General features: G+C 65.3%; 10 protein-coding genes and 1 tRNA gene. 8 read left to right on the top strand and 3 right to left on the bottom strand.

The features are described from left to right. From E6K76_07035 to E6K76_07025, 3 genes are all read right to left on the bottom strand, one after another. Positions 1 to 334 (bottom strand): hypothetical protein (locus E6K76_07035; GenBank protein TMQ58770.1); only part of this gene is annotated, 334 nt, incomplete at its 3' end. A 45-nt stretch (positions 335 to 379) separates the two neighbouring features. Beyond that, positions 380 to 1,363, bottom strand: a complete 984-nt coding sequence (locus E6K76_07030) for an electron transfer flavoprotein subunit alpha/FixB family protein (protein TMQ58769.1) — start codon at positions 1,361 to 1,363, stop codon at positions 380 to 382. Then, positions 1,363 to 2,151 carry an electron transfer flavoprotein subunit beta/FixA family protein gene (locus E6K76_07025; GenBank protein ID TMQ58768.1) on the bottom strand — a complete coding sequence of 263 codons (789 nt, stop codon included), beginning with the start codon at positions 2,149 to 2,151 and terminating at the stop codon, positions 1,363 to 1,365. The genes E6K76_07030 and E6K76_07025 overlap by 1 nt, the downstream gene beginning before the upstream one ends. Before the next feature lie 99 nt (positions 2,152 to 2,250). Here E6K76_07025 and E6K76_07020 point away from each other — a divergent pair, with 99 nt between their 5' ends. The 8 genes from E6K76_07020 to E6K76_06985 all read left to right on the top strand — a co-directional run bounded on the left by E6K76_07020 (position 2,251) and on the right by E6K76_06985 (position 12,114). Next, positions 2,251 to 4,146 (top strand): bifunctional homocysteine S-methyltransferase/methylenetetrahydrofolate reductase, encoded by a 1,896-nt coding sequence (locus tag E6K76_07020; protein TMQ58767.1) that lies wholly within the window; start codon positions 2,251 to 2,253, stop codon positions 4,144 to 4,146. Between the two features lie 55 nt (positions 4,147 to 4,201). Beyond that, positions 4,202 to 4,286, top strand: a tRNA-Leu gene (locus tag E6K76_07015). Between the two features lie 2 nt (positions 4,287 to 4,288). Further along, entirely contained in the window at positions 4,289 to 5,575 is a 1,287-nt protein-coding gene (gene tig, locus E6K76_07010) for a trigger factor (GenBank protein TMQ58766.1), read from the top strand. Between the two features lie 31 nt (positions 5,576 to 5,606). Further along, positions 5,607 to 6,230 carry an ATP-dependent Clp endopeptidase proteolytic subunit ClpP gene (gene clpP, locus E6K76_07005; protein ID TMQ58765.1) on the top strand — a complete coding sequence of 208 codons (624 nt, stop codon included), beginning with the start codon at positions 5,607 to 5,609 and terminating at the stop codon, positions 6,228 to 6,230. A gap of 13 nt (positions 6,231 to 6,243) precedes the next feature. Then, entirely contained in the window at positions 6,244 to 7,497 is a 1,254-nt protein-coding gene (gene clpX, locus E6K76_07000; protein TMQ58764.1) for an ATP-dependent Clp protease ATP-binding subunit ClpX, read from the top strand. 31 nt (positions 7,498 to 7,528) lie between these two features. After that, on the top strand, positions 7,529 to 9,931 hold the full coding sequence (locus tag E6K76_06995; protein ID TMQ58763.1) for an endopeptidase La: 2,403 nt from the start codon (positions 7,529 to 7,531) through the stop codon (positions 9,929 to 9,931). A gap of 37 nt (positions 9,932 to 9,968) precedes the next feature. Then, the gene (locus tag E6K76_06990) at positions 9,969 to 11,129 is read left to right on the top strand and encodes an alanine--glyoxylate aminotransferase family protein (protein TMQ58762.1); all 1,161 of its coding nucleotides are present in this window, start codon (positions 9,969 to 9,971) and stop codon (positions 11,127 to 11,129) included. Then, positions 11,119 to 12,114, top strand: coding sequence for a hypothetical protein (locus tag E6K76_06985; GenBank protein TMQ58761.1), 996 nt, complete (start codon positions 11,119 to 11,121; stop codon positions 12,112 to 12,114). The genes E6K76_06990 and E6K76_06985 overlap by 11 nt, the downstream gene beginning before the upstream one ends. The last annotated feature ends 141 nt before the right edge of the window (positions 12,115 to 12,255 follow it).

Genomic DNA, 12,255 nt, shown 5'->3' with positions numbered 1-12,255 from the left:
CCAGGAGCGAGATCATTTTTTTGAGCAGCGTAAGCCCCTCTCGAAGGGGGAGGTGCTCGATCACGTCGAGGCACAGGATCGCTCCGTAATGGCGCCGAATCTCGTCTACATCTCGGTAGGTGTAGCTTCCTTCTCCTCCCACGTCCTGCGTGTGGTACTCACCTCGATAGCCGGCGCGCTGGAGCTTGCGCATGATCCTGAGATCTCCCGCTCCCACGTCTAGCAGGCTGGCCGAGCCGTGGATCGCGTCGAAGTACACGCGCTCGATCTCGCAAAGGTCTTCGGTCTCCCACCATCGGCGGACGGGGAAGCGGGGCGCTCCCTCCCGAAGCAACTGTTTGCGTTTCCAATAGGTTTCGTACGCAGGATCCGTGGTCGTCTACTCCTTGAGGGCTCGTTCGAACTCCTCGGTGAGGAGGGGCACGACCTGGTAGAGGTCGCCGACGATGCCGTAGCTCGCGATCTTGAAGATGGGAGCGTCCCGGTCCTTGTTGATCGCGACGATGGTGCGGGAAGAGGACATGCCGGCGAGGTGTTGGATCGCCCCCGAGATTCCGACGGCGAAATAGACCGTCGGGTTGACCACCTTGCCGGTCTGGCCGACCTGATGGCTGTGGTCGATCCAGCCCGCGTCCACGGCCGCCCGCGAGGCTCCCAAGGTCGCGCCCAGCACCTTGCAAAGCCTGCGAAGAAGCTCGAAGTTCTCGGGGCCCTGCATCGCGCGGCCGCCGCTCACGATGATGTTCGCTTCGGTGAGATCGAGCATCTCTCCCTCGGATCGTTCGAAGCCCACGACGCGGGCGCGCGCCTTCACCGGCCCGATTGGAACGTTCTCCACCTTCGCCTTGCGGGAGGTATCGGGCTCGAGGGGCGTGAAGGTATTCGGCCGAACGGTCGCGATCCGCGGGCGCGCCGCGTTCCATGCAACCCGGCCGAATGCTTTTCCCGCGAAGATGGGTCGGCGGGCGGTCAGGTCGCCGTTGTGAAAGGCGAATTCGGTGCAGTCCGAGGCGAGCCCGACGCGCAGCCGCGCCGAGACGCGAGGCGCCAGATCCTTGCCCTGGGATGTCGCTCCGATGAAGAGCGTATCCGGTCTTGCTCGATCCAACGCCACCTTGACTCCCTCGGCATAAGCCTCGGCGGCGTATCCCGAGAGAGCCTCGCCTTCCACGTGGTAGATATGGTCCGCGCCCTGGTGCGCGAGGCGGTCGCTTTCCCCGGGCCCAAGCGCTCCCAGCGCGATGAGACCGACGGTACCCCCCCCGGAAGCGTCCGAAAGCCGCCTCGCTTCGGCCAGCATCTCGAAGGTGATTTTCCGCGCGGCGCCGTCCTTCAATTCCGCCAGAACGGCGAGCGTGGCCATCAGATGACCTTCGCTTCCTCGTGCAGGATGCGAACCAACTCGCGGGCGGTATCCTTGGGCTCCCCTTCGAGGATCCGGCCGGCGGGCCGGGGAGGCGGGAGCGAGAACTCGAGGAACCGGATGGCCGCGGCGCCCTCGCCGACCGCGGAGGGATCGACGCCCAAATCCGCCGGGGTCCATTCGGGGATGACCTTCTTCTTCACGGCCATGATTCCCTTGAGGGAAGCGTACCGGGGCTCGTTCAGGCCCTTCTGCGCGGTGATCACGGCGGGGAGCCCGAATTCCACGGTCTCGACGCCTCCCTCGACCTCCCGTTTGGCGACGCCCCGCTTCCCGGGAGGATCGAGCTCGAGCCCCACGACCACGGACACATGGGGCAGGTCCAGAAGCTCCGCGAGTATGATCCCGGCCTGGGACCAGTCGTGGTCGACCCCCTGCTTCCCCGTGAGAATGAGGTCGAACCCCAGCTTTCGCGCCGCGGCCGCGAGCACGGTGGCGACGGCGAGCGGGTCCCAGAGCGCCACGCCGTCTCCTTTGACGTGCACGCCCTCGTCCGCGCCCAGGGAGAGCGCATACTTGATCGCTTCCTTAACGCGGTCGGGTCCCAAACTCACGACCGTGATCTTGCCTTGGCCGAGACGCTCTCGGATCCGCAGCGCCTCCTCGATCGCGAACTCGTCATAGGGGTTCGCGACCCATTTCACGTTCGTCGTGTCCACGACGCCGTCCTTGAGCTGGATCCGCGTCTCGGTGTCGAGGACCTGTTTCACGAAGACAAGAATGTTCATGAAGTCGCGCGCTCCCTCATTTCGTCCACGGCGGGCCGCGCAGTATAGTACGATGTCAGGAGCGATGGAAGAGCCCCTTCCCCTATGGAGCCATCGAATTTGAAACATCCCTTCCTCAAACGTCTCGAGGAGGGCGTCGTTCTGGCGGACGGCGCCATGGGCACCCTCCTCTACGAGCGCGGAATCCCGTTCGACCGCTCCTTCGACCTCCTGAACCTCCAAGAGCCCGCGCTCGTCCAATCGATCCACCGTGACTACATCCGCGCCGGAGCGGAGCTGATCGAGACGAACACGTTCGGCGCGAGCCGCGTCCGCCTGGCGGCGCACGGGGCGGGGGAGGACGCGCGGCGCGTGAACCGCGCGGGGGCGCAGCTCGCGCGGAACGCGCGTGAGGAAGTCGGGGAGGCGGTCTTCGTGGCGGGCGCCATCGGACCGCTGGGGAAACCGGTCGCGCCGCTCGGCACGATCCCGAAAGAGGAAGCGCTCGCGGCCTACGTGGAGCAGGTCGAGGGGCTCGTGGAGGGCGGCGTCGATCTGCTCATCATCGAGACGCAGACCGACCTCGAGGAAATGAAGCTCGCGATCCAGGCGGTGCGTCGGGTGACCGACCTTCCCCTCGTCGCCGAAATGACCTTCACCGAGGACGGACGCACGCTCTACGGAGCCTACCCGGAAGACGTGGTGCGGGCCACGCAGAGCCTCGGGGTGAACGTCCTCGGCGCGAACTGCAGCGTCGGACCGCAGAAGATCCTCGAGATCGTGCAGCGTCTAAGGCGGCGCACCGAGCTTCCCATCTCGGTCATGCCGAACGCCGGGCTGCCGCAATTCGTGGGCGGCCGGTTTCTCTACCTCGCCTCCCCCGACTATTTCGCGGACTACGCGATCCAGCTCGAGGCCGCGGGGGCGCACCTCATCGGGGGCTGCTGCGGCACGACTCCGGCCCACATCCGCCGCATGCGCGAGGCGCTCGCGCGTCCAGGCGCCGGCGCCGCGGAGGCCGCCGCCTTGGACCGCGCGTCCGCACCGCCGCCTCCGCCCCCGGCTCCCCACGTCGTCCTGGAGGAGCCGGCGGCTGGCGATCCCGCTTCGCGCTCGCTCCTCGCGCGGAAGCTCTCCAATCACGAATTCGTCGTGAGCGTGGAGGTGGACCCGCCGCGCGGCGCGCGTCCCAAGAAGATGATCGAGGGCGCGCAATTCCTGAAAAGCTCCGGGGTCGACGTCATCAACGTCGCCGACAGCCCGATGGCCCGGGTGAGGATGTCCTCGCTCGCGCTCGCGTCGATGATCTCGCACCAGGTCGGCGTGGAGACGATCCTCCACTTCACGTGCCGCGACCGCAACTTGATGGGCATCCAGTCGGATCTCATGGGGGCGCATGCCCTCGGCATCCGGAACATCCTCGCCTTGACCGGCGATCCGCCGAGGATCGGCGATTATCCCAACGCCACGGCGGTGTTCGATGTGGATTCGGTCGGGCTGATCCGGATCTTGAAGCAGCTCAACGCGGGGACCGATCTGGCGGGGAACTCGATCGGGGAGCCGACCCGCTTTCTCATCGGGTGCGCGGTGAACCCGGCCTCGGAGGATATCCATGCCGAGCTCGAGCGCTTCTCCAAGAAGGTCGAGGCCGGCGCCGAGTTCACGATGACGCAGCCGCTCTACGAGCTCGAGCCGCTCACCCGCTTTCTCGAGGCGGTCGGGAAAAAGCGCGTTCCGGTTCTCCTGGGGCTTCTGCCGCTCCAGAGCCACCGCCACGCCGAGTTCCTCCACAACGAGGTGCCGGGCATCAACATTCCCGAGCACGCGCGCGAAGCGATGAGGAACGCCGGGGAGAAGGGGATCGAGGTGGGGGTCGAGATGTGCCGCGCCCTCCTCCTCAAGGCGAAGGACATGGTCGAGGGGGCGTATCTGATGCCCTCATTTGGCCGCTACGAGGTCGTGGCCAGGGTCGCGGAGGTGGTCCGGAGCGCCCCCAAGGCGGCCTCCCCCGCCTGAGCGGGGCAATGTTCTTGAACCACAACCACTTCGCTGTTAGACTGGGGTTGCCTTCGCGAGAGTGGCGGAATTGGCAGACGCGCGGGACTTAGGATCCCGTGAGGCAACTCGTGGGGGTTCAACTCCCCCCTCTCGCACCAGCATGACCGGGAGCCATTATTTGAAAGTCGACATTCGCGACCACGGATCCCCTTGGCGAAAGCTCCTCGTGATCGAGGTGCCTTCGGAGGAGCTTGAGCGTGCCTTCCAGGACGTCGTCGAGGAGTTTCGCAATCGCGTCCAGCTGCCCGGTTTCCGAAAGGGGCACGTGCCCCGGAACGTGATCGAGCTCCAGTTCGGTCACTCCATGGAGCACGAAGTATTGGAAAGGGTGGTCAAGCGCTCCTACGAGTCGGTGGTTCGGGAGCAGAAGCTAGACCCGATCTCCTACCCGACGATCGAGAAGATCGATTTCTCGCGCGGGAAGCCCCTGACCTATGAGGCGCAAGTCGAACTTCGGCCTAAAGTTACACCGAAAGACTACCTGGGGCTGGACGTGGACGCCAAGGAGACCCAGGTTCCGGACCAGGACGTCGACAGGGCGCTCGAGGAGCTGCGTCAGCGCGCCGCCGAGTGGGTTCCCGTCGAGCGGGAAGCCGGGGAGAGCGATGCGGTTCTCGTGAATTACGTCCGGCTCAACGCGAAGGGGAAGCCGCTGCGGAAGACCGAGCAGAAGGATGCGCTCGTGGAGCTCGGGGCTCCGGGCCTCCTGTCCGAGTTTCGAAAGAACCTGATCGGGACCAAGGCGGGGGACCACCGCGATTTCGAGGTGGCCTATCCCCCCGACTTCGGCAACGAGGAGCTCAGGGGGCGCACCGCCGCCTTTTCCGTGGACATTCAGGGCGTCCGGGAGCGGCGCGTCCGGCCTCTCGATGACGAATTCGCTCGGGAGGTCGCCGGGATGCGCGACGCCGCCGAGCTCCGGGCCAGGGTCCGGTTGAACATGGAGGGGGAGGCGCGGCTCAGGGCCCAGCGGGAGCAGGAAGAAGCCCTGGTGGACCAAATCATCGCCCGAAATCCGATGGACCTTCCGGAATCCATGGTCCGCGAGTATCTGGAGGAGCTGGTCCAGCGTCTAAGGGTGGAAGGCCGGGAATGGAGCCCCGAGGAGGAGAACCGCTTCCGCGGCGAGTATCGCCCGATGGCCGAGCGGCGCATCAAGCGTGACCTGCTCGTGGACGCTATCGCCCACGCCGAGTCGGTAACCGTGACCGAGGACGAAATCGAGAGGGCCCTGCGGGGTGCCGCGGAGGGGGAGGGCGCGCCGCCCGAGACCGAGCGCCTGCTCCGGAGCGCCGAGCACCGCGAGCGGGCACGCGCGCATCTCGCGGAGCGAAAGGTATTCGCACTGCTCCGCGAGAAGGCCCGGCTTAAGATGGCGGTAGCGTAACCCGATATACAGGCAAGGAGGAAACGAGCACATGTCGCTGGTACCGATGGTGGTCGAGCAGAGCGGGCGCGGGGAGAGGGCCTACGACATTTATTCCCGGCTGCTCAAGGATAGGATTGTCTTCATCGGCCAGCCGATCGACGACGTCATTGCGAACCTCGTCATCGCGCAGCTCCTCTTCCTCGAAGCGGAAGACCCCGATCGGGACATCAATCTCTATATCAATTCGCCCGGCGGCATCGTCTCGGCCGGCCTCGCGATCTACGACACGATGCAGTTCATCCGGCCGGACGTCGCGACGATCTGCATGGGCCAGGCCGCGAGCATGGCGGCGCTTCTCCTGGCCGCGGGCGCCAGCGGCAAGCGCTCCGCGCTTCCGCATTCGCGGGTGATGATTCACCAGCCTCTCGGCGGGAGCCAAGGGCAGGCGACCGACATCGAGATCTACACGCGCGAGATCCTCGCCCTGCGCTCGGCCCTCAACGATATCCTCGTGAAGCACACGGGGCAGCCGCTCGCGAAAATCGAGCACGATACGGATCGAAACTTCTTCATGTCGGCAGAAGAAGCGAAGGCGTATCGCATCGTGGACAAGGTCATCGCCAAACTCGAACCCAGCAAGGAGAGAAAGCCCGAGCCGGCACCGGTCGGCTAGGGCACGCATCAGCATGAAGAAACGGGTCAATTCGCCTCACCCCATCCGGTGCAGCTTCTGCGGGCGCGGCCAAGACGAGGTCTCGCGTCTGGTTTCGGGGCCCTCGGTCTACATATGCAGCGAGTGCGTCAAGCTTTGTAACGACATTCTCGAAGGCGAGACCGATCGCGGGGCGGGCGCGCCCAAAGGCGCGCTCCCGAAGCCGGCGGAGATCAAGAAAGTCCTCGACGACTACGTCATCGGGCAAGAGCGCGCCAAGAAGACGCTGAGCGTCGCGGTCTACAACCACTACAAGCGCATCTATTCCGGCGGCGCCGTCGAGGATGTCGAGCTCGAAAAGTCGAACATCCTCTTGGTCGGTCCCACCGGAACGGGGAAAACCCTGCTCGCGCGCACGCTCGCGCGGACCCTCAAGGTTCCGTTCGCGATCGTGGACGCGACGTGTCTTACCGAGGCGGGATATGTCGGCGAAGACGTGGAGAACATCCTCGTCCGCCTGCTCCAGGCGACCGATTTCAACGTTGTGAACGCGGAGCACGGCATCGTCTACGTGGATGAGCTGGACAAGATCTCGCGCAAGTCCGAAAACCCTTCGATCACCCGCGACGTCTCCGGCGAGGGCGTGCAGCAGGCGCTCCTCAAGATCCTGGAGGGGACGATCGCGAACGTGCCGCCGCAGGGCGGACGAAAGCATCCGCAGCAGAAATACATCGAAGTGAACACGAAGGACATCCTCTTCATCTGCGGCGGGGCGTTCGAGGGCCTGGAAAAGATCGTGGAGCGGCGGGTCAGTCAGAAGTCGATGGGCTTCGGCGCGGATATCCGAAGCCGGAAGGACCGGAACATCGGCGAGCTTCTGGCGCTCGTGGAGCCGGAGGATCTGCTCCGCTACGGTTTGATCCCGGAATTGGTGGGGAGGCTCCCGGTCATCGGGGCGCTCGATTCCCTGAACAAGCAGTCGCTGATCGAGATCTTGACGAAGCCCAAGAACGCGATCACGAAGCAGTACCAGAAGTTCTTCGAAATGGAAGGGGTGAAGCTGGAGTTCACCGAAGACGGTCTGGAAGCCGTGGCCGACCTTGCCCTGAAGCGGGGCACCGGCGCGCGCGGACTGAGGGCCGTACTCGAGGAAGCGATGATGGATCTCATGTACGAGATTCCTTCGCGGCTCGAGGTCGTGGGTTGTACGATCACCCGCGATGTCATCGGACGCAAGGCGGAGCCGATCCTCACCTTCCGCGGCGATCGCCGCCGCAAAGAGGCCTAACCGGGGTTAGGGCGGAAAGAGGCGGAATCGAATGATTCGACTCGAGCGCGACGGAGAGGTCTTCGAGATCCGGGACCGGATCCCGCTTCTCCCGCTTCGCGATGTCGTTATTTTCCCGTACATGACCATCCCGCTCCTGGTGGGGAGGGTCCCCTCCGTGAACGCGATCGAGGCGGCCGTGCAGCGCGACCGCGTGCTGTTCGTGCTGGCGCAGCGCCGTCCCGACGTGCCCGATCCGGTCGCGAAGGATCTGTATCGCGTCGGCACCGTCGTGCGGGTCCTCCAGCTCTTCCGGCTGCCGGACGGCACGATGCGCGTCCTGGTCGAAGGGATCTGCCGCGCGCGCGCCAAGAAGTTCTTCCGAGGATCGGAGTACATGTCCACCTCGGTCGCGATCATCGAGGACAAGGTGCGTCAGGACGCTCAGCTCGAAGCGATGACGCGCAACGTCCTTGCCTCGTTCAACGACTACGTGCACCTGAACCGGCGCGTTCCCGACGAAGTGCTCTCGACCGCGAACAACATCGGCAACCCGGTCCTTCTCTCGTACACCGTGGCCTCGCACCTGATCTTGAAGGTCGCCGTGAAGCAGGCGGTGCTCGAGGAGGATGACCTGACCGAGCGGTTCCGCCAGTTGAGCAAGACACTCGCGAACGAACTCGAGATCCTGAAGCTCGAACGCAAGATCGAGGGGCAGGTCCGGAGCCAGGTCCACAAGAACCAGAAAGAGTTCTATCTCAACGAGCAGCTCAAGGCGATCCGCAAGGAGCTGGGCTACCAAAACGAGTTTTCGAACGAGATCGACGAGCTGGTCCAGGCCGTCAAGAAGGCCAAGATGCCCGTGGAAGTGCACGACAAGGCCGTCAAGGAGATCGACAAGCTCGGGAAAATGTCCTTCATGTCGCCCGAAGCGACCGTCGTGCGGAATTACGTCGATTGGCTGGTCTCGCTGCCCTGGGCACACAAGACCGACGACAACCCGGATATCCAGAGCGTCGAGAAGATCCTGGACGAGGATCACTACGGGCTGAAGAAGGTGAAGGAGAGGATAATCGAGTACCTCGCGGTGCTCAAGCTGTCGGGGAGCTTGAAGGGGCCGATCCTCTGCTTCGTGGGTCCCCCCGGCGTGGGCAAGACCTCGCTCGGAAAATCGATTGCCCGCGCGCTCGGACGAAAGTTCGTGCGTATGTCGCTGGGTGGCGTCCGCGACGAAGCGGAAATCCGCGGGCACCGGCGCACCTACATCGGTTCCATGCCCGGGCGGATCATCCAGGCGATGAAGCGTGCCGGCTCGATGAACCCGGTGCTTCTGCTCGATGAGATCGACAAGCTCGGAACCGATTTCCGCGGCGACCCCGCCTCAGCGCTTCTCGAGGTCTTGGATCCCGAGCAGAATCACACCTTCAACGATCACTATCTGGAAGTGGACTTCGACCTCTCGCAGGTGATGTTCCTGACCACGAGCAACACCCTCTATTCGATTCCGCCGGCGCTGCTCGACCGGATGGAGATCATCCGCTTGCCGGGATATCTCGAGTTCGAGAAGGTCGAGATCGCGAAGAATTTCCTGATTCCGAAGGAGCTCAAGGCCAACGGCCTGGTCCCCAAGGATGTTCAGATGAACGACGCCGCGATCCGGGCGGTCATCAACGCCTACACGCGGGAAGCGGGCGTCCGGAACCTCGAGCGCGAAATCGCGGCGATTTGCCGCAAGGTCGCGCGCAGGAAGGCGACGCTCAAGAAACCGCGCGTGTTCCGGATCGTGGAGAAGCAGCTTCCGAAGTTCCTGGGCGTTCCCAAATACCTCGACAGCCAGATCGAGCGCCGTTCTCGAGTCGGCGTGGCGACCGGTCTTGCCTGGACCGAGGCGGGGGGCGACCTTCTGAATATCGAGGTGAGCATTCTCGCCGGGACCGGCGTGCTCATGCTGACCGGGAAGCTCGGGGAGACGATGCGCGAATCCGGACAGGCGGCCCTTTCCTACTCCCGCTCCCGCGCGATCTCGCTCGGGTTGGACAAGGACTTCTACAAGGGGATCGATGTCCACGTGCACCTGCCTGAAGGAGCGATACCTAAAGATGGCCCCTCGGCGGGCATCGCGATGGCCACCGCCCTCGTCTCCGCGCTCACAGGCGTTCCGACGCGCGACGACGTCGCGATGACCGGAGAAATCACGCTCCTGGGCAACGTGCTCCCGATCGGAGGCCTGAACGAAAAGGTAGTCGCCGCCAAGCGCGCGGGCGTGAAGACCGTCATCATTCCCAAGCTGAACGAGAAGGATTTGCAGGAGCTCCCCGATTTCATACGGGAGGACCTCCAGTTCAAGCTTGTCGAGACCATGGACGAGGTTTTGGAGGTTTCGTTGAAGCCGGGCGAGTCCTCGACGTATCTACGCCGCAACCAGGAAGAGCAGCCGCATCCGTACACGCATTGATCCGCCCCGCTGGACCGAAGGCTAACGGGAGACCACGATGAAACGCGTGTTGTTCACCCCGGGACCCACCGAAGTTCCGTCCGAGGTCCTGGAAGCGATGGCGAAGCCGCTCATCCACCATCGCACGGACGAGTACCGCCAGCACTTCCTGGAGACAACGCGGCTGATGCAGGAGCATCTCGGCACGGCACAGCCAGCGCTCACGCTTTCCTGCTCCGGCTCCGGCGCGATGGAGGCCGCCGTGGTCAATCTGCTTTCGGCGGGCGATCAAGCGATCGTCGTCGAAGGGGGGAAGTTCGGGGAGCGGTGGAAGCTGATCGCCGAGGCGTACGGCGTCGCGGTGCACACGGTGAGCGTCGAATGGGGCCGGGTCGCGACGGTGGAGGAAGTGGAATCCGCGCTCGGGGCGCATCCCGGCGCCAAGCTGATGTTCATCACCCACAGCGAAACCTCGACCGGCGCCCTCTTTCCGGTCCACGACATGGCGCGGGCGGCGAGGGCGCGTGGGGTCGCGACGGTGATCGACGCGGTCACGAGCTTCGGCGTCTACGACCTGCACTTCGACCGCTCGGACGTGGACGGCGTGGTGTGGGGCTCCCAGAAGGGAATGATGATCCCGCCGGGGTTGGGGTTCGTCTGCTTGAGCCCGCGTGGGTGGGATCTCGTGAAGGCGTCGAAGCTCCCCAAGTATTACTGGAACCTCGCGAAGGCGAAGAGCGCCCTCGAAAAAGGGGACACGCCCTTCACCCCGGCGATCAGCCTCGTGCTCGCCGCCCGGGCGGCCATGCTCCTGCTCGCGAAGGAGGGGCGCGACGAGGTCTTCGCGCGCCACCAGCGTAACGGCGAGGCGACGCGGAAGGCCGTGCGCGCGCTCGGGCTATCCCTCTTCGCCGAGGTGCCCTCGAATACCCTCACCGCGGTTCGGGTGCCGCCGGGGGTGGATACCGGCGCCGTCGTGAAGACGATGGAGCAGCGCTACGGCGTCAAGATCGCGGGGGGGCAGGATCGTCTGAAGGGAAAGATCTTCCGCCTAGGGCACATCGGCTATTACGACGAAGGGGACATCCTCCGCCTCGTGGGGGCGTTCGAGGCCTCGCTGATCGAGCACGGCGCCTCGGTCGAGGCGGGCGCGGGGGTCCGAGCCGCGCAGGAATCCTTCCGCAGCTCCCGGGCTTCCGCCGCAGCGCGTGTCGGTTAGGATTCTCGTCAGCGACCCGCTCCCCGAGGGCGCGGTCGCGATCCTCCGCGGGACCCCGGGGATCACCGTGGAGGAGCGCCGCGGGCTTTCCGAGCCCGAGCTCTTGCCCTTGGTCGCGGATATCGATGCCTGGGTCGTGCGCGGCGCCACGAAGGTGACGCGGCGCCTGATCGAGGCGGCTCCGAAGCTCCGTTGGGTGGCGCGCGCCGGCGCGGGGATCGACAACATCGATGCGGCCGCCGCGCGCGAGCGCGGGATCCTGGTACTCAACGTGCCCGGAGCGAACGCGGTCGCCGTCGCCGAGCTCGTGTTCGGTCTCCTGCTCGCCCTGTTTCGCCAGATTCCCGCCGCCGATGCCTCCTTGAAACGCGGCGAGTGGGCGAAGGCCCGCTTCCAAGGACGTGAGCTTCGCGGGAAGACGATCGGGATCCTGGGCCTCGGGAAGATCGGCCGCGCCGTCGCGCAGCGCGCGCGGGCATTCGAGATGAGATGCGTCGGCCACGACCCGCTGCTTTCGGAAGAGGCGACCCGCGCGCTGGGCGTGGAACCGCTCCCCATGAAGGAGCTCCTTCCGCGGTCGGAGATTCTGACCCTTCACGTACCGCTTTCGCCCGAGACCCGAGGGATGATCGGGGCAGGCGAGATCGCGCGCCTCCCGCGGGGCGCGGTGATCGTCAACGCGGCCCGAGGGGGCCTCGTGGACGAGGCCGCGGTCCTCGAGGCTCTCGAGCGGGGGCACCTGAGCGGGGCGGTGTTCGATGTTTTCGCCCAGGAGCCGCCGGGCGGCTCGCCGCTCGTACAGCGGGAGAATGTGGTTGCCACGCCCCACATCGGCGCCGCGACCCAGGAGGCGCAGGAGGCCGTCGGGGAGGAGATCGTGACGCTCCTCCTGGGGAAGCTCCGCGAGAGCGGGGCGATCGGGGAGTCTGGCCCGCGCACCGCCACCCCCAGCCGCAATCCGGCCCACAAGAAGATTTCCCGTTGACAGATCTCCCACATGGGCCTGAGCATTCAGACATCGCGGAAAGGAGGTGGTCCAGTGCACACGTACGGCTTAATGGATGTACTGAACTGCGGAGGTGGCTGTAGCTAGCGGCATCTAGAGCGCCCTAGCCTGGTGCCTGCT

It is taken from the genome of Candidatus Eisenbacteria bacterium, assembly GCA_005893275.1.
Lineage (GTDB): Bacteria > Eisenbacteria > RBG-16-71-46 > SZUA-252 > SZUA-252 > WS-7.
This window is presented reverse-complemented; position numbering and strand designations above follow the sequence as displayed.